The following is a 21,577-nucleotide window of genomic DNA, read 5'->3' on the forward strand; positions in this document are numbered from 1 at the left end:
GAAAGATGTTAGCAGGCTTATTTTCAGTAACTGGAATGATTTTATTGGGGATTTTATTTTGCTTAATTGGTTATCAAACGTTTCGAAAACATCATCATTAAGAGAAGAATGTTCTAGCTAGATAATTTCGTCGACAGATGAAATTATCTAGCTTTTTTTATAAAAAAGCTAAGAAAAGGATAAGAGATTGTGGAAATTCTTTAGGTTGTTTAACAAAGCCTTAATTTCCTTTGTTTTAGATTGTGGTTAAGAAGATTTTTCTCTATACTAAGTCTTCGGAAATCAAAGAAAAGAAAGGAGCGAGTGATGTGGTTAAAAAAATTGGTTTAAGTATAATGCTCTTATTTTTTTTTCTTAATTATCGCACTCCCAATCTATGCGTGGAAGATTGAGCCGAATTTAGTTCACGTTAATCAGGTGACTTTGGGAAAGAAAAATCAACGAGAACCATTGAATGTTGTGCAACTTTCGGATATACAAGTTTCAGAATTTTATGAGACGAAGCGGTTAGATAAAGTCATAAAAAAAGTCAATCGTGAAAAACCAGATATTATCGTTTTTACAGGTGATTTATTTGACAATTATGCCAAAAATCCGCAACAAAAAGAACCGATGATTGAAAAATTAAAACAGTTGCAAGCGACAATTGGAAAATATGCAGTTTGGGGAAATCATGATTATGGTGGCGGTGCTTCTGCGGTGTATGATGAAGTCATGGAGGCCAGTGGCTTTACCGTTATGAAAAACCAAGGAGAAACAGTAACCTTAGCAGATGGACGCCGTCTTTTTATTGGTGGTTTAGATGACTCGTTATTAGGAAATCCTTCCGTTTCAGAAACACTGTCCTATCGAGAAACGTATGACTATGCGTTATTAATGACCCATGAACCAGATGTCGCGGATGCATTTGTTGGTACGGGTACACAGTTAGTTTTAGCAGGACATAGCCATGGCGGACAAATTTGGATTCCTTTTTATCCAATCACAAATGTTTTAGCAGAAAAGTATACCAGAGGATTGTATCAGTTGGACCAAGAAACGCAACTATATGTTAATACAGGCTTAGGGACGACCGCCATTCATGCCCGTTTTGGGGTGATCCCTGAAATTACACATTTTACTATCTATATTTAAAAAGTCTGGTCAATCCGACCAGACTTTTTTCTGTTATTTAACAGAATTATTTTTAAGAAAAAGATGTTCATATTTTGGTGAAACGTTTCTATAAAATGCTTTAAAATATCTAGAAAAGAGTATTTTTATGGAAAAAGAAGCAGGGAAAATAATTTCTTTATAAATGGTCTATAGCGCTTTTTAATACTGTTATTTTTAAATAAAACAACAATGTAAGGGTTTACAATCGTTTGGAGTGAATGTATAATCTGTTTGTAGAAACGTTTCACTAAAAAGAAAGGAACCCTGCTTATGAAAAAACTAAAAAAGTTTTATGATCAGCGGCAATTGCATTGGATGGTACTTCCGGGTGTAGCATTCATGATTGTCTTTAACTACATTCCAATTTATGGAATTATCATTGCTTTTAAAAATTATACGATTGTTGATACGGTTTCTTCTGCACCATGGGTTGGACTTGAAAATTTTCGAATCATTATGGAAGATAGTTTTTTTTGGGAAGCAGTTCGTAATACCTTAGCGATTAGTTTAATGAAACTTTTTTTAGGATTCGCTATTCCGATTATCTTAGCGGTAATGATTTTTGAAATGAGAGATGGACATTTAAAAAAAGTGATTCAGACAATTTCTTATATTCCGCACTTTTTTTCTTGGATCGTTTTAGGCGGGATGTTGATTTCGTGGCTTTCAACAAATGGCTTTATCAACCAAGTCATGATGTCGTTAGGTTTAATGAATCAGGGCGTCAATCATTTGTTAGATCCTGATAAGTATTGGTGGATTGCTGTTCTTTCTGATTTGTGGAAAGAAGTAGGTTGGGGCACGATTCTCTATCTTGCTGGTATGTCTCGCATTGATCCAACGTTTTATGAAGCCGCGAGAATTGATGGTGCTTCAAAATTAACACAAATCCGAACGATTACTTTGCCCTTATTAGCGCCGATTATTTCGTTGAACTTAATTCTAAATGTTAGCGGTTTATTGGGATCGAACTTAGATCAAACGTTGGTTTTAATGAATGCTCAAAACCAAAACAAATCAGAAGTAATTAATTCATTTGTTTATCGTATGGGGCTAACGCAAGGGGACTTTTCTTATGCGACGGCAGTTGGTTTAGGGATTTCTGTTATTTCAATTGTTTTATTAGTCATTACAGATCGCATTACTAGAAAAATGAACAATGGTCGGTCGGTTATTTTATAAAGGAGGCAACAGCTGTGATTAAAAGAAAATCAAAAGAAAACAAATGGTTTTACTTTTTCAATACGTTAATTCTTGTGTTGTTTTCTTTATTAATTATCGTGCCAATTTGGAATATTTTAGTTTCCTCAGTTTCGTCAAGTTCGGGTTTAGCCGGTAAAGGCTTGGTTTTATGGCCGAAAGGATTTACGCTAGAAAATTATCGGAAAGTTTTTTCGGATAGTAGCATTCCGCGAGCGTTTTTGATTTCTGTTTTAAAAACAGTCATCGGTGCGTCGACGCATACGCTGTTCTGTGCAATTGTCGCCTATGGACTTAGTAAATCTAGACTAGTCGGGCGTAACATTTATACAACGATGGGTGTCATTACAATGTACTTTGGTGGGGGCATGATTCCCACGTATCTTTTGATTAAGTCATTAGGACTCTTAGATACCTTCTGGGTATATATCATTCCAGCTTTATTTAGCTATTATGATGTAGTTATCTTAATGAACTTTTTCCGAGAAATTCCACCATCTTTAGAAGAATCCGCCAAAATAGACGGCGCCAGTGAGTTTCAAATTTTTTATAAAATCTTTTTACCTTTAACAAAACCGGCATTAGCCACCATTATTTTATTTAATGGGGTAGGTCAATGGAATGACTTTATGACCACGAAATTATACATTACCAAAGAATATCTGTATCCATTGCAGATGAAAATTTATGAAATTATTGTTCAATCAAACTTGAGTACCATGACAGAGAGCGGCAGTACAGATATGGTGGTGCAGGCAACGACACGTGGTGTTCAGCTGGCAACAATTGTCATTACAACGATACCAATTTTAATCATTTATCCATTACTACAAAAACACTTTATCGGCGGTATGATGGCCGGTGCAGTAAAAGAATAAAGAAAGTAGGGAACAATATGAAAAAAGTTTTAGGCGGTTTATTGGTGGCAACGGCGCTCGTTAGTTTAGCGGCCTGTAGCGGAGGGGAAAAGAAAGCTAGCTCAGATGTCTCAATTAAGGATCGGTATGAATTAGATGAAAAGACGCCTGCTTGGAAGTTAGATAAGAAGAAAGAACCGACCAAGATTAAATGGTATATTAACTCAGATTGGACGGCGCTGCCTTTTGGAAAAGACGTGACCACTGCGCAGATTAAAAAAGACTTAAATGTGGATATTGAATTTATTTCCGGCGATGATTCAAAATTAAATGCCATGATTTCAAGTGGAGATATGCCTGATATCGTGACATTAACTGAAAAAACTGGACAAGCAGCATTGAAAGCAGATTCTTGGGCCTATTCTTTAAACGATTTAGCTAAAAAATATGACCCCTATTTAATGAAAGTTGTTAACCAAGATACGTTTAAATGGTATGCCTTAGAGGGTGGAAAAACATATGGTTACCCTAATTACTCTAATACAAAAGCGGATTATGAAAGTGGAAATATCCCAGTAAATGATAATTTTGTTATTCGTGAAGATGTCTATAATGCATTAGGCAAGCCAGACGTTTCAACACCAGAAAATTTTGAAAAAGTCATGCAACAGATTAAAGAAAAATATCCTGAGATGACCCCAATGGGCTTCACCACAGTGGGCGATGGTGCAGGACCATTTTTAGACAAATTACAAGACTTCTTAGGTGTTCCTTTAGAGGATAAAAATGGTAAATACTATGATCGAAATTTAGATAAAGAATATTTAGAATGGTTAAAAACATTTAATGATGTTTACCGAGCAGGCAATATTAGTGATGATAGCTTCACAGATGATGGAGCGACGTTTGATGAAAAAGTGAAACAAGGAAATTATGCAACCATGCTCGTTGCCGGAACCAGTGGTCAAGGTGGGAACTTCACAGAATTTATGAAAAAATCTGGCACACGTTATATAGCCATTGATGGACCAAGTAGCACTTCTGGCCGAAAACCAACATTAAATCAAACCGGCATTTCAGGTTGGTTAAGTAATTACATTACGAAAGATGCGAAAGATCCAGCGAAAGTCACTCAACTATTCACATATTTAATTGATGAACCAGGACAAATTTTAACAAAATATGGCGTTGAAGGAGTTACTTATGCGTACAATGATCAAGGAAAAATTGATTATTTACCAGAAGTGAAAAAATTAGAACAAACAGACAATGATGCCTACAACAAAAAATATGGCATTAGTCGTTTCCTATACTTTAACAATGACCGTGTTAATAAACTAAAAGTGCCAATGGAAAGTGCTTTAACGCAAATGCAAGAATGGGGCAAAGGAAAATTAGTCCCACATTTCGTAATTGAAAATATTAATCCAGATGCGGGAACGCCGGAAGCTCGGGCGAATGAAGCGATTGAAACCAAACTAAATACAACCGTTATTTCAATGATTCGTGCGAAAGATGATAAAGCCTTTGACAAATCTTTAGAAGACTACAAAGCATTCTTAAAATCAAATAAATGGGATGCAATTGAAAAAATAAAATCTGAGAAAATGGCGGAAAACAGAGACAAACTTAAGTAAGAGAGGAGGAGAGAAAAGCGGATAAAGCAACGAGAAATCCGCTTTTCTCTTTTAATATGAATAAGTTATTTGCATATGAAGGTTGGTATTATCGGATTTTTTCTTTTATTGCCAACTTGATCATTATTAATTTTCTCTTTTTAATTACCTGTATAACAGGCATCTTTAGCGGTGTCGGCTTAATTGCGTTGTATCGAACGATCTATCGTTTGTATCGTGAAAAAGATATTCCTGTTTTGCGAACGTTTTGGACAGCATTAAAAAATAACATCTTGCGAGGTTTTATTTTAACAGGTGTCTTGTTCGTTGCTTTTTTACTGGGCGGTATTGTCGTAACAAGTTTATTTAAAATAGCCACTAGTTTAGGTTTCTTAGCTATTTTTCTATTAAGTTTTGTTGCATTATTTTTGACGAGTTTTCTTTTTCTCTTTTCCGTTTTTAATTGGTCCGTTAAAAAGACACTAGGTGAGACGGTTTATGTGGTCTTAAGTAATAGTGCAAATGCGATTATTTTGTTTATTTTACCTCTTTTAACGTTTGTTTTTTTCTATAAGCTTAATTTGTTTTTATATATTGCGTTAGGATTCGGTACAACGGCTTTTCTTCAAGTTGCGTTTTTTCAGAAAGTGTTAGGTGTGGAACATGAATGAGTATTTTGAGTTTTGGCAAAAGACTAAGGAAGAACTTCAAAAAATACCGCTAGATATCCATCGGCGGGTCATTGACTATCCATTGGAAAATGTTCAAGTGGAACAGGTCGACTTTTTAAGTTTCCTAGGTGAGCGCATCTTTGGCTATTTGTTACTTCCTAAAACGGCGGGGAAACAGCCAATAGTGATTGATTGTTTAGGCTATATGAATCATATTCAAGAACCTTGGCAATTTGCTCATTGGACACAAATTGGTTGTGCTTGTTTTGTCATTGATAATCGAGGTCAAGGGGGATTAACCAAAGATCGCGTGCCATATCAAACAATTTGGCATGAAGCACCAATGGGACGAGGATTTCTAGACAAAGAAGATTGGTACCAACGCCGTTTGTTTGCCGACCATTTACGTAGCGTAGAAGTGGTGCGGACCTTTACTGAAATTAATCAGGACCAAATCATTCTTCGTGGTGGTTCCCAAGGGGGTGGCGTAGTGTTAATGGTGAACAGTTTAGTCGACTTCCCGATTTTAGCTACTTTTGCAGATGTTCCAAGTCATTCTTGTTTAGAAAATCGAGTAGCAGAAGGAACGGGTTCGTATCAAATTATTCATCAGTACTTACAAGAGCATCCTCAAGCGCATGAAAAAATTGCCGCGGTTCTTCCTTATTTTGATAGTCGCCACTTTGTTTCGCAAATTAAAAATCCAGTCTTTGCTTCTGTTGGGAGTCACGATCCGATATGTCCAATGAAAGATTTTTTCCCTTCTTATCATCAGATAAAGGCAAGAAAAGCAGTCAGAGTGTATTGGAAAAAAGGCCATGGTGGCGGTGAAACAACTCAGATCCGTCGTGAAATGCGTCAAATTCAACAACTATTGCAGGAGGTTAAAAATGAAAATAGCTACGTATAATGTCCGGGTAGATACAGAGTATGACCAAGATTGGCAATGGTCTTTTCGTAAAGAGGCTGTTTGTCAGTTAATCAATTTTCATGATTGGAGCCTTTGTTGTATTCAAGAAGTACGACCGAATCAAGTCAGGGATTTAAAGGCGTATACAACATTCACCTGTCTTTCTGCGGAAAGAGAAGGGGATGGTCAAGGAGAAGGACTAGCGATTCTCTATAACGAACAAAAAGTTCAGGCTATTGATACAGGGTATTTTTGGTTATCTGAAACACCTCAGCAGCCAAGTATCCATCCTGAAGCTGGCTGTCCAAGAATTGCTTTGTGGGGACTATTTAAGGAAACGACTCAAAATACGCCTTTTTTAGTCATCAATGTTCATTTGGATCATATTTCAGCTCATGCTCGTTTAGCAGGAATGACCGTTATCTTAGAGGAGTTACATGACAAAATTGCACAGTATCCAACTTTATTAATGGGCGATTTTAATGCAGAGTCGGAGGAAGCGGTGCATCAACTTGTTCAAAAAAAATTTCAAGATAGCAAAAATTTAGCTACTCATTATGGCCCAAGAGGAACATTTCAAAATTTTACTTACACAAAACCTTGGGCGGAATTAGAAGAAATTGATTATATTTATGTAAAAGGTTGGCAAGTACAGCAAACCGCAAGTTTAACAGATAGTATCGATGGACGTTTTCCCTCCGACCATTTTCCTTTAGAAGCAGAAGTATGTATTGAAGAAAGGTGAGAGTATGAAAGAAAATCAACTGATTCAATTAGTCGAAGAAATGACGATTGATGAGAAAATTAATCAATTATTACAATTAGCAGCAGCGTTTTATTCAGATAAAGCAGAAGAAAAGACCGGCCCTATGTCAGAGCTAGGACTAAGTCAAGAAACGATTGATACGGCTGGGACAACACTGGGTGTTTCTGGTGCAAATGAAGCAAAACGTGTTCAAAAAGAATATATGCAAAATCATCGATTAAATATTCCAACACTTTTAATGGCGGATATTATTCATGGTTTCAGAACCATCTTTCCGATTCCTTTGGCTTTAGGAAGCACTTGGGATGAAGCAGCGGTTGAAAAAATGGCGGAGATTTCAGCAAAAGAAGCTGCTGTTTCAGGATTACATGTAACCTTTTCGCCAATGGTTGATTTAGTGCGCGATCCACGTTGGGGACGTGTCATGGAGTCAACAGGTGAAGATCCATTGCTCAACAGCCGCTTAGCTGCTGCAATGGTTAGAGGTTACCAAGGAGAAAATTTAAAAGAAGACAATTGGCGAGTAGCCGCGTGCGTGAAGCACTTTGCGGCATATGGTGGTGCCTTAGCTGGTCGGGATTATAATACGGTAGATATGTCTGAACGGCAGCTAAGAGAAATGTATTTACCTGGCTATAAAGCTGGATTAGATGCGGGTGCAAAACTTGTCATGACGTCCTTCAATACAGTGGATGGGATTCCTGCTACAGGCAACCAATGGCTGTTTAGAGACGTATTACGAAATGAATTTGGCTTTGAAGGAGTTGTGATTTCAGACTGGGGAGCGATTAAAGAATTAATTCCTCATGGCGTTGCCAAAGATGAAAAACAGGCAGCAGAATTGGCTATCAAAGCTGGCGTAGATATTGAAATGATGACCACATGTTATCCAGATTATTTAAAAGAATTACTTGAAGAAGGCCGGATTGCTGAAACACTTATTGATGAAGCAGTTATGCGAATTTTAAAACTAAAAAATGAGCTAGGCTTATTTGAAAATCCCTATCGTGGTGCAGATGAACAAGCGGAAGCAGAAGTGATTTTAAGCAAAGAACATCGAGAAATAGCTAAAAAGATTGCTCAAAAATCAATGGTTCTTTTAAAAAATGAAAATATTTTGCCTTTTACACCGCAAGAAAAAATCGCGCTTGTCGGTCCAGGGGCCCAATCACAAGATATTTTAGGGGCTTGGTCATGGCAAGGAAAGAAAGAAGAAGCCATTTCCCTCGTGGCTGGGGCCAAAAAATTAACCACAAATCTTCTAGTTGCCCAAGAACCTTTTGATTACTTTGAACCGACCGCGGCGGCCATTGAAGAGGCTTTAACGTTAGCTAGTCAAGCAGATAAAGTAGTAGTGGCACTAGGCGAAACAGATTGGATGAGTGGGGAAGCTGCCAGTCGCAGTGATATTCGTCTACCCGAAAAACAATTAGCGGTAGTGGCACAAATTATTGAGAAAAATCCCAATGTTGTTGTCACGGTCTACAGTGGCCGGCCCTTAGATTTGCAAGGGATAGATGTTGCAAAAGGAATTGTGCAAGCTTGGCAACCTGGAACAGAAGGGGGCAATGCGCTAGCAGAAATTTTGTGGGGACAGTACAATCCAAGTGGTCGTTTAAGTATGTCGTTTCCAGAGACGGTTGGTCAAGTGCCAATTTTTTACAATGTCGACAATACTGGGCGTCCTTATGAGTCAGCACCAGAAGAAAAATATGTTTCTAAATATTTAGATGTCTCTAATTACGCTAAATATCCCTTTGGATTTGGCTTAAGTTATAGTCATTTCTCTTATCAACCAATTCAACTAAGTGCATTAACATTTACCAAAGAACAACCAGTCACGGTCTCTGTTTTAGTAAGAAATGACAGTCCAATCGCTGGAGAGGAAACCGTGCAATTTTATGTACGTGATTTGGTGGGACAAGTGGTTCGCCCAATTAAAGAGTTAAAAGATTTCCAAAAAGTTTGGCTGGAACCAAAGGAAGAAAAAGAAGTTCAGTTTCTTCTTTCAGAGGATATGGTGCGCTATGTTCATTCAGATAATCAGGTAACCAGTGATGCAGGTGAATTTATCGTAATGATTGGTGGAAATAGTCGCGATGTACAAACCGCAATAGTCACGTTAAATGAATAAGATGGGAAGGATAAGTTATGCAGATAAAGAAGCTTAAGCAAGCAGACACAGTCGCTACATTTCTAGAGACAGGTGATTTAAAAGAATTGAATAGCTGTGGCATGATGATTAATCAATTAGAAGGTAATCCTTTAGACGGCAGTATGAACCAACTCTATTTGCGGATAATTACAGGGGACACAATTAATTATCGACCAATGATTGGTTCCAACAGTCAAAGTGATTTTTATCTTTCAGATAACCAATTGACATGGCGGGGCGAATTTGAAGCGGTTCGTTACCAAGTTGACTTTCGTTTGGGGCCAAGCAATCAATGGTTCTGGCGGGTTAATGTCACTGGAACTGGCTTAGTAGATATTGTTTATGGTCAAGATATTGGCTTAGCGACAAAAGGAACCGTTCAGTCAAATGAAGCGTATGTGTCGCAGTATCTTGATCATCACCTTTGGCAAGAGGGCGAAGAGCTTGTTGTTTTATCAAGACAAAATCAACCGCAAAATGAGAAGTTTCCAGCCCTTATTCAAGGGAGTTTTCAAAAATTAGTAGGCTACTCAACGGACGGCTATCAATTTTTCGGACGTTCATTTAAACAAACAAACACACCAGAAGCATTGGGGAAAAGATATTTAGCAAATGAAGTCTATCAATATGAATTTGCTTACACCGCTTTACAAACGGAAGCCGTCCAATTAACGAATGAAAGTAAGGAATTTGTTTTTTATGGTGCGGTAACAGAAACACATCCGCAAGCATTAGCTGAACCTTTTTTATCGAAAGAAGACTTACAAGCTATTTATGAAACTGTGACATTCGATTCATTAGAAGAAACACAGGACTCTCCTCCGAAACTTTTAGGAGAACCTATCACAGGAAATCCATTAACAGAAGAAGAGTTGGCCGCACTTTATCCCATTCAGACACAAATTGAAAAAGTAGCAGGTCAGACGTATTCCTTTTTCACGGAAAATTACCATCATGTTGTTCTTCAAGAAAAAGAAATTGCCATGGAAAGAGCGCATGGCCACATTTTATTAAGTGGTAAAGACTTAACGGTTGACGAACCTTTGCTTAGTACGACAGTGTATATGTATGGCATTTTCAATTCACAAGTAGTTTTAGGAAATACGACTATGAACAAATTAATGAGTAATAGCCGAAACGCTTTAAACGTTATGAAACGCTCTGGTCAACGAATCTACATTTTAGAGAATGGCTTATGGCGCTTACTAACAATGCCTTCTGCTTTTGAAATGGGGTTGAACTCTGCTACGTGGTATTATAAGTTGCCAAAGGATACAATTCGTGTACGCACCTTCACTTCGCCTGATTCAAGAGTGATTCAATTGGAAGTGACCAGTCAAAAGGATGCGTATATGTGGGCTGTTTCTAACCATTTGTTATTAGGACCTGAAGAAGTACCAACCTATCAATTAGAACAAACTGGCAAAATGCTTCGAGTGACGGGAAATCATTCTGCTACAGAAAATTATTACCCAGAACTAACCTATGCATTGACAGTTGATAAATCATTTCAAGTAACCGATAGCACATTATTTGGTGGAGCTGAAGCGGACTTATTAGTCTTGGCAATCGAAAAGACCCAAAAATTTTCACTACTTATTACGGGCAGTATAGAGGACCAAGCATTAGTCAATACACCATTAGATTTTGAAAAAGCAGAAAGTCAATATTTAGCATTCATTAATGGCTTGTTACATCATTTTGAGTTAACACACACAGACTCAAGTGTGCAGCAAATGAATCAATTAACTCGTTGGTATACTCATAATATGCTCGTTCATTATTTGTCGCCACATGGCTTAGAACAGTATGGTGGAGCAGCTTGGGGCACACGAGATGTGTCGCAAGGACCGACAGAATTTTTCTTTGCGACGCAACAGCCTAAGATCGTGGCCTCCATTATTCAGCATCTATTTGAAAATCAATTTGAGGACGACGGCAACTGGCCGCAATGGTTTATGTTTGACCGATACGAAGAACAAAAAGCCAGTGAAAGCCATGGCGATATTATCGTCTGGCCATTGAAAGTAGTGACTGATTATTTGGAACAAACCGCAGATTATTCAATCTTAGCTACGGAAATCCCTTATACAAGTCGCAAAGATAATCACAAAACAAAAGAAACAGCATCTTTATTTGAACATTTGAAAAAAGAAATAAATTATATTGAACAACATTTTTTACCAGAAACTTTTCTATCCTGTTACGGTGACGGCGATTGGGATGACACGTTACAACCTTATGATAATCGTCTTAAAGAGCAAATGGCTAGTAGTTGGACCGTTGCCTTAACGTATCAAGTATTGAAAAAATTTGCGGCTTTAATTACGGAAATCGATGCTACTTATAGTCAGCACTTAGCAATTTTAGTCGCAGGAATAAAGAACGATTTTCAAAAATATATGTTGGCGGATGAAACGATTCCAGGGTTTATTTATATGGAAACGCCAGAAACTTTTGAACAAATGATTCACCCAAATGACCAAAAAACAGGGATTCAATATCGATTATTGCCAATGACTCGTAGTATGTTAGCTGAATTATTAACACCGGAACAAGTAAGTCATCATTTAGAAATTATTGAAAAAGAATTAACGTTTCCTGATGGCGTGCGCTTAATGAACAAACCAGCGAACTATCGAGGCGGTGTGAGCACTAATTTTAAACGAGCAGAACAGGCGGCTAATTTTGGTCGCGAAATTGGCTTACAGTATGTTCATGCGCACATTCGCTATACAGAAGCGATGGCGAAAATTGGTCAGCGAGACAAAACCTGGCAAGCATTAATGCAAATCAATCCAGTTCAATTAAAAGAAGTGGTTCACAATGCAGAGTTACGTCAAGCCAATGCCTATTTTAGTAGTTCCGATGGCGATTTTAAAACAAGGTATGAATCACAAGAAAATTTTGGTAAACTAAAAGATGGAAGTATTGGGGTAAAAGGTGGTTGGCGAATTTATTCAAGCGGGCCGGGAATTTATTTAAATCAATTAATTACAGCTGTTTTAGGGATTCGGCAAAAGGCCCAAAGCGTGGTTTTTGATCCCATGTTACCAGAAAAATTGTCTGGTTTAACACTAACTTACCAATTGTTTGATAAACCTGTCACATATAAATTTTATCCAAATCAGTCAGCGAAAATAGTTATCGATGGTCAAGAAGTTCCGTTTAAGTTTGAAGAAAACCCTTATCGAGAAGGGGGAATGGAAGTTCAAAAAGACGAGGTACTTTCATTATTAAATGAAGCAAGTGTTATTGAAATTTACCATTAGAAAGGAGAGTAGTCCATGGTAGGAATTAAAGATATTGCAAAAAAAGCAGGCGTATCAATCTCGACCGTTTCTTACGCATTGAATGGTAGTTCAAAGGTAACTGAAGAAACACGAACGCGCATCCAAGCAATTGCTGAAGAGCTAAACTATGTTCCTAACATGGCCGCTCGCACATTAAAACGTCGTCAAACCAATATTATTGGTGTCTATTTGGCCGATTATGGCGGTAGTTTTTATGGTGAATTGTTGGAGGGAATTAAGAAAGGCTTAGCACTGTTTGATTATGAGATGATTGTCTGCAGCGGTAAAAAGTCACATCTTTTCATTCCTGAAAAAATGGTGGATGGGGCAATTATTTTAGATTGGACATTTCCAACAAAAGAAATTGAAAAGTTTGCTGAACGAGGCCATTCGATCGTTGTCCTTGATCGAACCACTGAGCATAGGAATATTCGGCAAGTTCTCTTGGATAATCGTGGCGGTGCCACGCAGGCAATTGAGCAATTTGTCAATGTGGGTTCAAAAAAAGTTCTTCTGCTTTCTGGACCAGAAAAAGGTTATGATAGCCAAGAAAGATTGGCTGTTAGTACACGAGAATTAACTCGTTTTGGGATACCTTATGAAATTATCCAAGGCGATTTTACCGAACCTTCTGGCTATGCGGCTGCTAAAAAAATTTTGAGTCAACCACAGACAGAACCAGTCGATGTTTTTGCTTTTAATGATGAAATGGCGATCGGTGTCTATAAATATGTTGCAGAAACAAATTACCAAATGGGGAAAGACATTCGGATTATTGGTTTTGATAATTCTGAACTAGGTGCGTTTGTGCAACCGCGATTAGCAACAATTGCCTATTCTAAACATCGATGGGGCATGGTGGCTGCAGAGAAAATTATTCATTTAATGCGGGGAGAACCTGCTGAGAGCGAACACATTTACACTCGTTTTATAGAAGGAGAATCTTTTCCGTCTGAATAATAAATAAAAAGTTTGGTCCAATGCTAGCTAAGCTAGCGGACCAAACTTTTTTCTGTAATGGTAATTTCTTCTGATGCAATGGGTTCATCCAGACTGAGAAGGCGATCTCTAAATTTAAAATGGACCGGCTTATTCTCATTAATAAATTCATACGGGTAAGCGCCTTGGATTGTTTCACCAGGATTGATTTCATCTGCTAAACGATCTAATTTGTCTTGGAAAGGTGAATCTGTTAAGACTGCATATTGTAAATTTTGGGCTTTTCCGTGGACAGTTTGACTAACTTCCATAAAACTTTGAATCATTAGCTGAATATTTTGTGTTTTTTCGGTTGTATTGGTTAATTCAAACAGGACATAAAACATTGGTTTGCCTTGATAATCTTTTCCTTTATGCAAGGCAGTTAAGGCTAAACGACCATCTGGAACCAACAATGTTCGATTTTCATACGTCCCAATACTTGTCGCCAACACTTCATCAGGTGCGGGCGCACTTTGACTTGCTGGGCTGCCACTTACAGTTGAACAAGCACTTAATAAGGTACTTAGAACGAGTAAGCTCATTAAAATGTAGGGTTTCCTCATATAAAGTCCTCACTTTGGTTGATTGACTATGTAAAAAACAAATTGCTTGTATCTATATAAAAAAGAGTGCTACAAGCAATATTTTAATCGTAGTTCTAGTAAATAGCAATACTTTTATCAAAATTCATGTTTGGAAATATAATTTGAAAAATATTTTTAACTAGCAGAAAAACATTTCTAACAAAAAGTATTGGCTCAAAGTAAAGAGATCGTTTTGTTAGAAATGAGAAATGGCAACATAAAAGTTTTCTATTTTTCTGCAATTAAGACAGTTTCAAAAGTGAATTCACTAGGAATATGATTCGCAATTGAGTATTCAAAAATATGTCCATTGCCTAGGTAAGCAATTTGTTCTGCACGCATCAGGAAATCATTATCGGTTAAGTTTAGATATTTTTTTTCCAACGCAGAAGGACGGATCCCAGAAATGCTGACCCGCGCACTTTGAATTTTTTGATGCAATTGTTCCGAAATATATTGATAAATGGAGACTTTCAATTCTTTCATTGTCAAGTTCGGAATTAAAGCAACGGGCATCCAAGTGTATTCAATAATTGAGGGCACATCTTCGATAATCCGTAAACGAATAATTTTGTAGACTAACTCTTCTTCTGTAATACTTAATTTTTCAGTCACCCAAGGCTCAGGTACTTCTGTTGCAAAGCCTAAAACCACGGATTCAACTTTTCCATCGTAGGTTGAGTAAGTGCCGGTTAACGGAGAAAATTTAGTAATGGTTCGATTTTGAAAGTCTTGAACAAAGCTGCCCGAGCCACGTCGTCTGACAACATAACCTTCTTGCACAAGCAAATGTAAGGCTTTTGTAATGGTTAGTTCGCTGACTTGATATTTTTCTGCAAGAAGACGACCTTGGGGTAACTTTTGATTAATGGGATAAACACCTGCTTCAATATCCTGTTTTATAGCTGCATAAATTTCTTTATAACGTGTATTTGTGCGCATCAGAGTCCTCCTTTATCACCAGTATTTCTCTCATTATACCATGAATTTAACGTGTTAAAACTATATATTTATTTTTAACGTAACCACTTAATAATCAAGTACTTAAATAAAAGTAGTTGACTTATCCTTTTTAAAACTATATAGTTTTAAAAGTAAACAGAAGAACTTATTGATCTGATTGGTACTTTTTGTGAAAACCTTTTACAATAAAAGGGCAGCACAGAAAAGAGGGAGGTATGACAATGGAACATCACCAACTAAAAGCATTTCCGCAAGATTTTTTATGGGGCTCTGCTTCGGCAGCTTATCAAGTAGAAGGTGCTTGGAATGAAGACGGCAAAGGCGCATCTGTTTGGGATGAATTTGTTCGGCTACCAGGAAGAACGTTCAAAGAGACAACTGGCGATTTAGCCGTCGATCATTATCATCGTTTCAAAGAAGATGTGGCTTTAATGAAACAACAAGGTTTAAAAGCATATCGTTTCTCGATTGCATGGACACGAATTTTACCTGAAGGGCGTGGTCAAGTAAATCAAGCGGGACTGAAATTTTATTCAGATTTAATTGATGAGTTATTAGCGGCAGGAATTGAACCAATGGTAACTTTATATCATTGGGATTTGCCAGCTGTTTTGCAAAAAGAATATGGTGGCTGGGAATCAAGAAAAATTATTGCTGATTTTGTGGCCTATGCGAAAATTTTATTTGACGCTTTCCGTGGCAAAGTTCGCTATTGGATTAGTTTAAACGAACAAAATGTGTTTACTTCGTTAGGTTATCAATTAGCCGTGCATCCTCCCGGCGTAACAGACAATAAACGGATGTATGAGGCCAATCATATTGCTAATTTAGCCAATGCAGCAGTGATTAATGCGTTTCATGAATTAGAAATGCCTGGCAAAATTGGCCCTAGCTTTGCTTATACGCCTGTTTATGCCGTTGATGCGCATCCTGCCAATGTTTTAGCGGCTGAAAATGCAGAAGATTTGCTGTCGCATTTTTGGTTAGATGTCTATCTTTGGGGAGAATACCCAATTGCCGCATTAAATTACTTAAAGGAGCAAGGTGTGGCCCCAACGATAAAAGAGGGCGATTTAGCGTTACTACGTTCAGCCAAACCTGATTTTCTAGGTATTAATTATTATCGGACGGATACGGTTGCTGCTAATCCATTAGATGGCGTTGGAATAGGGAAGATGAATACAACGGGTAAAAAGGGTTCTGAAACGGAATCTGGGGTACCAGGATTATTTAAAAAAGTAAATAATCCATATGTTGAACGAACGAACTGGGATTGGGCCATTGACCCGCAAGGTTTGAGAATTGCCTTACGACGATTAGCTAGTCGCTATCAAGTGCCTATTTTAATTACTGAAAATGGGTTAGGCGAATATGATACCTTAACAGAAGATAAACATATTCATGATACTTATCGCATTGATTATTTGCGAAGCCATATCCAAGCGATTCAAGAGGCGATTACGGATGGCGTTTCAGTTATTGGTTATTGTACATGGAGTTACACCGATTTACTGTCGTGGCTTAACGGCTATCAAAAGCGTTATGGTTTTGTCTATGTGGATCAAGATGAAACACAAAAAGGTTCCTTAGAAAGAATCCCGAAGGACAGTTATTATTGGTATCAAAAAGTCATTGAAACAAATGGACTAATCTAATTATAAGAAAAGAGTGTGGAAAATATGACAGTAAAAATGGGGTTTATTGGATTTGGTAAAAGTGCCAACCGCTACCATTTACCTTACGTAATGATTCGAGAAACACTAGAAGTGAAAACGATTTTCGATTTACATGTTAATGAAAAAGCAGCAGCGCCCTTTAAAGAAAAAGGTGTAAATTTTACCACTGACCTTAATGAATTATTGACAGATCCAGAAATTGAATTGATCACAATCTGTACGCCTGCGCATACACATTATGATTTAGCCAAACAAGCCATTTTAGCTGGTAAATCAGTGATTGTGGAAAAACCATTTTGTGATACGTTAGAACATGCAGAGGAATTATTTGCTTTAGGGCAAGAAAAAGGGGTAGTAGTGATGCCTTATCAAAATCGACGTTTCGACGGCGATTACCTAGCGATGAAGCAAGTAGTAGAGCAAGGATTTTTAGGAGAAATCAATGAAGTGGAAACGCATATTGATTATTATCGACCAGGAAGTATCACGGAACAAGGACCTAAAGAAAATGGTTCGTTTTACGGACTAGGCATTCATTTAATGGATCGCATGATTGCTCTTTTCGGGCGTCCAGATCAAGTCACTTATGATATTCGTAATAATGAAGTGAGCGAGGCAGTCGATAATTATTTTGACGTTGATTTACATTATGGTTCAAAATTAAAAGTAAAAGTTAAAACGAATCATTCTGTCGCTAGTCCGTATCCACGTTTTATTGTTCATGGCAGCAATGGCTCGTTCATCAAATATGGCGAAGATCAACAAGAAAATGATTTAAAAGCCGGAATCATGCCGGATGCACCAGGCTTTGGAGAAGATTCACCAATGTATTATGGAGAAGTGACCTACCGTAATGGCAATGGCGACTGGGTTAAAAAACAAATTAAAACGCCTGTAGGTGATTACGGTCGTTATTATGATGCCGTCTATGAAACGTTGAAAAATGGTGCACCGCAACTAGTAACTGAAGAGCAAGCATTAACTAACATCGAAATTTTAGAAGCGGGTTTCCTTAACCCAAGTCCAAGTGTTTATCGTTTGAAAGAAAACTAAAGCGTGCTTAAATGACTTGAAAAGCGCCTGCCCTACAGTCCAGACAACTGTGGGGCAGGCGCTTTTATTTATAAAGAATTGTGAATTTTAATATAAGAAACGTATATTGTTAGTAAAAATAAAAAAAGGAAAGACATCTTAGTAGCACTACTTCCCCAAGAATTGCTACTAAAATGTCTTTTGTGATGCTCGCTCAATTGAAGAGCCTTAAATAGGATATCGAATATCCAGTATAAATGCAAGTAAACTACTTTATAGTTAATATTAGTATACTTCATAAAATAATTTTTCAAAGAGAAAAAGGCTTGTTATGAGAAAAAATTAATTTTTAACTCGTTTTTTCTAAGCAAGATTCGTGCGAAAAAGACAATAATTACTGAAGCTGAATGGTAATTAAAGAGGTTCTTTGCTAAAATAGGAAAGACAAGAAAGTTTGGTTAACGAAAGAACCAAATCAGAAAGGAGGACAACCAGTGGAAAGTTGGCTTTTTTTACTACTGATTGCCTTGATTGCGTTTGTTGCAAAAAATCAAAGTTTATTAATTGCGTCAGTTGTTGTGCTTGCTTTAAAAGCTTTACCAAATAGTGCGAAAATCATGTCGTGGTTGTCAGATAAAGGCATTAATTTAGGCGTCACAATTATTTCAATTACCATTTTAGTCCCGATTGCTACAGGACAAATTGGCTTAAAGGATTTAATTCAATCATTCAAAACACCGATGGGGTGGCTGGGGATACTTTGTGGAATTCTGGTGGCTGTTTTATCCTCAAAAGGAGTAGGTTTAATTAATCAATCGCCAGAGATTACGGTTGCCTTAGTTTTTGGAACGATTCTTGGCGTCGTTTTTTTAAAAGGAATTGCAGCTGGTCCGATTATTGCATCGGGGATGATGTACGTAATCATTACTACCTTTCAAGCCTTTCAACACTAAAAAAGCAAACAAAACGCGTAAACGTTTTGTTTGCTTTTTTAGTGTTGATAAATGTCCACATTACTATCTAATATGCCACTTTCATTTTTTAAAGTAATGGTTCCCGCATTCGGATGAATCACTAGCTGTAAATGCCCTGTTAAAAACATTTGGTCATACGTCGAAGTATAGACGTGAAAAGAATCATTAGCAATTGTTTCGGTATAAGGCGCTTCTGCTTGATCAACAGGAACGATAATGAAACGATCGCCAATCATACAACAACCTTCTGCGGAAGAATAAGGATTAGAGCCGTCATTTGCTACCAACAAGAAGGTGTTCGTTTCAGTTAAGAAAGGGGCTAAACGTTGTTTTACTTCTTCAGAAATAGTCAGAGACATTTGCCTCACTCCTTTAAATAATATGTAAAAGGAAGAGGGTAGCTTGTCGCTATGCCGCTCTTCAAAGGTTTTGTTATTTGCTTGTTTCTTTACTGCTTTTTTTGAAAAGAGCAATAGAAAAGGCGACAACTAAGACAACTGTTGCAGCTAAAACAAATGGATTTTTTGTTGCTGATGTGAACCCTAGGACTGTTGAACCAATCGCACCTACGTAAGATAAAATAATCGCTGCTTTCTTTGGTGTTGAAAGTTCTGTAAAGCTATCGCGGAAGGCGACACCTAAACCTAAAGCGCCAATAAAGGCAAACATCCCAAAAATAATGTGTAAAAAGACCATGAATTTCACCTCCAACAGTCAGTATAGAGAGAAATAGCTAGTTTGTAAACTAATTGAGCTTACTTGTGTTATTTATCACTTGATAAATGTCTTTGCCAATGCAAAAAAACAACGTACGATCAATCGGCAGTACGTTGTTTTTTAGTTTAATATAATTAGGAAGCAGAAGCCTTATTTTGCTGGATTTTTTTGATTGATTCTTCTGTTGGCGTCACATATAACGTTCGTTGGTTTTCATAAATCACATAACCTGGTTTTGCTCCATTGGGTTTATGCACATGTTTTACTTGGACATAGTCAACAGGCACTTGTGAAGAAAGTCGATATTTTGAAAAATAAGCTGCTAGAAGTGCGGCTTCAGTAAGGGTTTCTTCGCTAGGATGTGCGTCACGAATAATTACATGAGATCCAGGAATATCTTTGGCATGGAGCCAATAATCAGTTTTTTTAGCGGTTCGTAAAGTTAATTGATCATTTTGCAAATTGTTTTTACCAACGAGAATAGGTGTGCCATCTGTGGCATAAAAAAGATCGGGTTGGCTTTTTTTCGGCTGTTTTTGTTTTTTATTTTTTTTACGTTTTAAATAGCCTTGTTCAATCAGTTCTTCACGAATCACTTCAATGTCCATTGGTGTCGCAATTTCAAGTTGTGCCACAACTGACTCTAAATAAGAAATTTCTTGTTGTGTTTGCTGAATTTGTGTCTTAACAACTCGGACAGCATTTTTCAATTTTTGGTATTTTTGAAAATATTTTTGTGCATTTTGATTAGGTGAAAGTGCAGGATTTAGCGAGATACGCAATGGTGCATTTTCTTCATAATAATTTGGTAATTCCACCTCGGTGGCTCCTTTTGGGACTTGTGCCATGAAGGTTGTTAATAGTTCTCCGTCGCGACGGTAATTTTCAGCGTTTTCTGTATCGGCTAAGGTTTGTTGTAATTTTTTAAGTTTCTTTTGATTTCTTTTTAGTTCATTTTCAATTTTGCGAATTAGTTCGCCGCCTTGTTGTTTGACACGGTCTTTCTCTGCTTTACCAGAATAAAAGGCATCTAGTAATTCACTGAGTGTCGCATACGTTGTTTGTTCACCAACTAATGATTGATAAGGAATGGGCGTAAAATATTCTTTTTTTTCAGTGACGGTTAATGTGGGTACAACAGCTTCAGTGACTGAGGACCAAAATTCCGTCCAGATGGCCATTTTTTCATTTGGTTGTGAAAGTAAACGGGCACTTAATTCGTCTGCTGTATCTTTGCCTAGACCTTGGAAATGTTGTTGTAAATAGCGTCCGTTTAATTCAGGAGCTGTAGAAAGAAGCGCAAAGACTTCTTCTTTTGAGGCCGTGAGCGGATTAAGTCCCATTGGTTTTGGCGGTTCAATATAAGTTGCTCCAGGAAGCAACGAACGATAACTATTTTGGCTCATTCCAATGTGTTTTATCGCATCTAAGATTTTTCCAGAAGATTGGTTAACTAAAACGATTGTACTGTGACGTCCCATTAATTCAACAATCAAAACAATATTTTGTAAGTCACCTAGTTCATCTCTTTTTGAAAAGGTGAAGTGAATCACGCGATCATTTTCTATTTGTTGAATCGTTTCTAAAATGGCACCGTCCAGAAATTTTCGTAACATCATCACAAAATTAGGAGGTGTTTCCGGATTGCTATAGGTAATTGTAGATAGTTGTATGCGCGCATAACTAGGATGTGCTGATAATAATAATTTATGGTTTTTACCTTTCGCACGAATGACTAAAACGACTTCGTTTTCATAAGGCTGATGGATTTTTGAAATCCGGCCACTTACGAGTGTTTCTGTCAACTCATGAACCATGCTATGAGTAAATACGCCATCAAATGACATAATAAATCCCTCGTTTCTTTCCGACTAATAGCTTTATTATAGCGGAGTTTTTGAATTTAAGAAAGAAGCTTGTTAAAAAGGAGTTGGGTTTTCCTTAGAAAGCTGGGGAAGTTTGCTGGTTTTTTTAGTAATTAAAGCGCAAGGGTAGGCAAGAAAGAAAATGATTAGTATAATAGATAA

At 37.3% G+C, this 21,577-nt stretch carries 18 protein-coding genes; 13 read left to right on the forward strand and 5 right to left on the reverse strand.

The genetic code is table 11. The features are described from left to right. The first annotated feature begins 357 nt into the window (after positions 1 to 357). The 10 genes from IGK54_RS05330 (at position 358) to IGK54_RS05375 (ending at position 13,583) form a co-directional block, all read left to right on the forward strand. On the forward strand, positions 358 to 1,134 hold the full coding sequence (locus IGK54_RS05330; RefSeq protein WP_137204742.1) for a metallophosphoesterase: 777 nt from the start codon (positions 358 to 360) through the stop codon (positions 1,132 to 1,134). A gap of 291 nt (positions 1,135 to 1,425) precedes the next feature. Continuing rightward, complete coding sequence (locus IGK54_RS05335) at positions 1,426 to 2,337, forward strand: ABC transporter permease (RefSeq protein WP_002382199.1); 912 nt, start codon at positions 1,426 to 1,428, stop codon at positions 2,335 to 2,337. 14 nt (positions 2,338 to 2,351) lie between these two features. After that, complete coding sequence (locus IGK54_RS05340) at positions 2,352 to 3,233, forward strand: carbohydrate ABC transporter permease (protein WP_002357901.1); 882 nt, start codon at positions 2,352 to 2,354, stop codon at positions 3,231 to 3,233. A gap of 17 nt (positions 3,234 to 3,250) precedes the next feature. Beyond that, positions 3,251 to 4,849, forward strand: coding sequence for a sugar ABC transporter substrate-binding protein (locus tag IGK54_RS05345; RefSeq protein WP_142957209.1), 1,599 nt, complete (start codon positions 3,251 to 3,253; stop codon positions 4,847 to 4,849). Between the two features lie 56 nt (positions 4,850 to 4,905). Continuing rightward, positions 4,906 to 5,499 carry a DUF624 domain-containing protein gene (locus IGK54_RS05350; RefSeq protein WP_048949602.1) on the forward strand — a complete coding sequence of 198 codons (594 nt, stop codon included), beginning with the start codon at positions 4,906 to 4,908 and terminating at the stop codon, positions 5,497 to 5,499. Further along, complete coding sequence (locus IGK54_RS05355; RefSeq protein WP_002382200.1) at positions 5,492 to 6,409, forward strand: acetylxylan esterase; 918 nt, start codon at positions 5,492 to 5,494, stop codon at positions 6,407 to 6,409. The genes IGK54_RS05350 and IGK54_RS05355 overlap by 8 nt, the downstream gene beginning before the upstream one ends. Further along, positions 6,390 to 7,154 carry an endonuclease/exonuclease/phosphatase family protein gene (locus IGK54_RS05360; RefSeq protein ID WP_010822724.1) on the forward strand — a complete coding sequence of 255 codons (765 nt, stop codon included), beginning with the start codon at positions 6,390 to 6,392 and terminating at the stop codon, positions 7,152 to 7,154. The genes IGK54_RS05355 and IGK54_RS05360 overlap by 20 nt, the downstream gene beginning before the upstream one ends. Positions 7,155 to 7,158: 4 nt before the next feature. Next, positions 7,159 to 9,309: a glycoside hydrolase family 3 N-terminal domain-containing protein gene (locus IGK54_RS05365; protein WP_142957208.1), complete on the forward strand. Its 2,151-nt coding sequence runs from the start codon at positions 7,159 to 7,161 to the stop codon at positions 9,307 to 9,309. A gap of 17 nt (positions 9,310 to 9,326) precedes the next feature. Then, entirely contained in the window at positions 9,327 to 12,602 is a 3,276-nt protein-coding gene (locus IGK54_RS05370) for a GH36-type glycosyl hydrolase domain-containing protein (RefSeq protein ID WP_142957207.1), read from the forward strand. A gap of 15 nt (positions 12,603 to 12,617) precedes the next feature. After that, positions 12,618 to 13,583, forward strand: coding sequence for a LacI family DNA-binding transcriptional regulator (locus IGK54_RS05375; protein ID WP_002360522.1), 966 nt, complete (start codon positions 12,618 to 12,620; stop codon positions 13,581 to 13,583). A 32-nt stretch (positions 13,584 to 13,615) separates the two neighbouring features. Here IGK54_RS05375 and IGK54_RS05380 read toward each other — a convergent pair whose 3' ends face one another. Continuing rightward, positions 13,616 to 14,146 carry a DUF5067 domain-containing protein gene (locus IGK54_RS05380; RefSeq protein ID WP_002384665.1) on the reverse strand — a complete coding sequence of 177 codons (531 nt, stop codon included), beginning with the start codon at positions 14,144 to 14,146 and terminating at the stop codon, positions 13,616 to 13,618. 270 nt (positions 14,147 to 14,416) lie between these two features. Continuing rightward, complete coding sequence (locus tag IGK54_RS05385; RefSeq protein WP_002366529.1) at positions 14,417 to 15,130, reverse strand: GntR family transcriptional regulator; 714 nt, start codon at positions 15,128 to 15,130, stop codon at positions 14,417 to 14,419. 242 nt (positions 15,131 to 15,372) lie between these two features. On the opposite strand from IGK54_RS05385, the gene IGK54_RS05390 reads away from it, so the two are divergent. From IGK54_RS05390 to IGK54_RS05400, 3 genes are all read left to right on the forward strand, one after another. Next, on the forward strand, positions 15,373 to 16,806 hold the full coding sequence (locus IGK54_RS05390) for a glycoside hydrolase family 1 protein (RefSeq protein WP_002369549.1): 1,434 nt from the start codon (positions 15,373 to 15,375) through the stop codon (positions 16,804 to 16,806). Positions 16,807 to 16,830: 24 nt separating this feature from the next. Beyond that, positions 16,831 to 17,880 carry an oxidoreductase gene (locus tag IGK54_RS05395; RefSeq protein ID WP_002390130.1) on the forward strand — a complete coding sequence of 350 codons (1,050 nt, stop codon included), beginning with the start codon at positions 16,831 to 16,833 and terminating at the stop codon, positions 17,878 to 17,880. 473 nt (positions 17,881 to 18,353) lie between these two features. Continuing rightward, positions 18,354 to 18,812: a DUF441 domain-containing protein gene (locus IGK54_RS05400; RefSeq protein ID WP_002357887.1), complete on the forward strand. Its 459-nt coding sequence runs from the start codon at positions 18,354 to 18,356 to the stop codon at positions 18,810 to 18,812. Positions 18,813 to 18,850: 38 nt separating this feature from the next. Here IGK54_RS05400 and IGK54_RS05405 read toward each other — a convergent pair whose 3' ends face one another. The 3 genes from IGK54_RS05405 to efbA form a co-directional block, all read right to left on the reverse strand. Next, positions 18,851 to 19,192 (reverse strand): iron-sulfur cluster biosynthesis family protein, encoded by a 342-nt coding sequence (locus IGK54_RS05405; protein ID WP_002391631.1) that lies wholly within the window; start codon positions 19,190 to 19,192, stop codon positions 18,851 to 18,853. 73 nt (positions 19,193 to 19,265) lie between these two features. After that, a complete protein-coding gene (locus IGK54_RS05410) occupies positions 19,266 to 19,529 on the reverse strand; it encodes a hypothetical protein (protein WP_002381957.1) in 264 nt (87 codons plus the stop codon). A gap of 155 nt (positions 19,530 to 19,684) precedes the next feature. Then, complete coding sequence (gene efbA / locus IGK54_RS05415) at positions 19,685 to 21,397, reverse strand: fibronectin-binding protein EfbA (RefSeq protein ID WP_002369545.1); 1,713 nt, start codon at positions 21,395 to 21,397, stop codon at positions 19,685 to 19,687. Positions 21,398 to 21,577: the final 180 nt, after the last annotated feature.

This window comes from Enterococcus sp. DIV2384, from assembly GCF_050534975.1.
GTDB lineage: Bacteria > Bacillota > Bacilli > Lactobacillales > Enterococcaceae > Enterococcus > Enterococcus faecalis.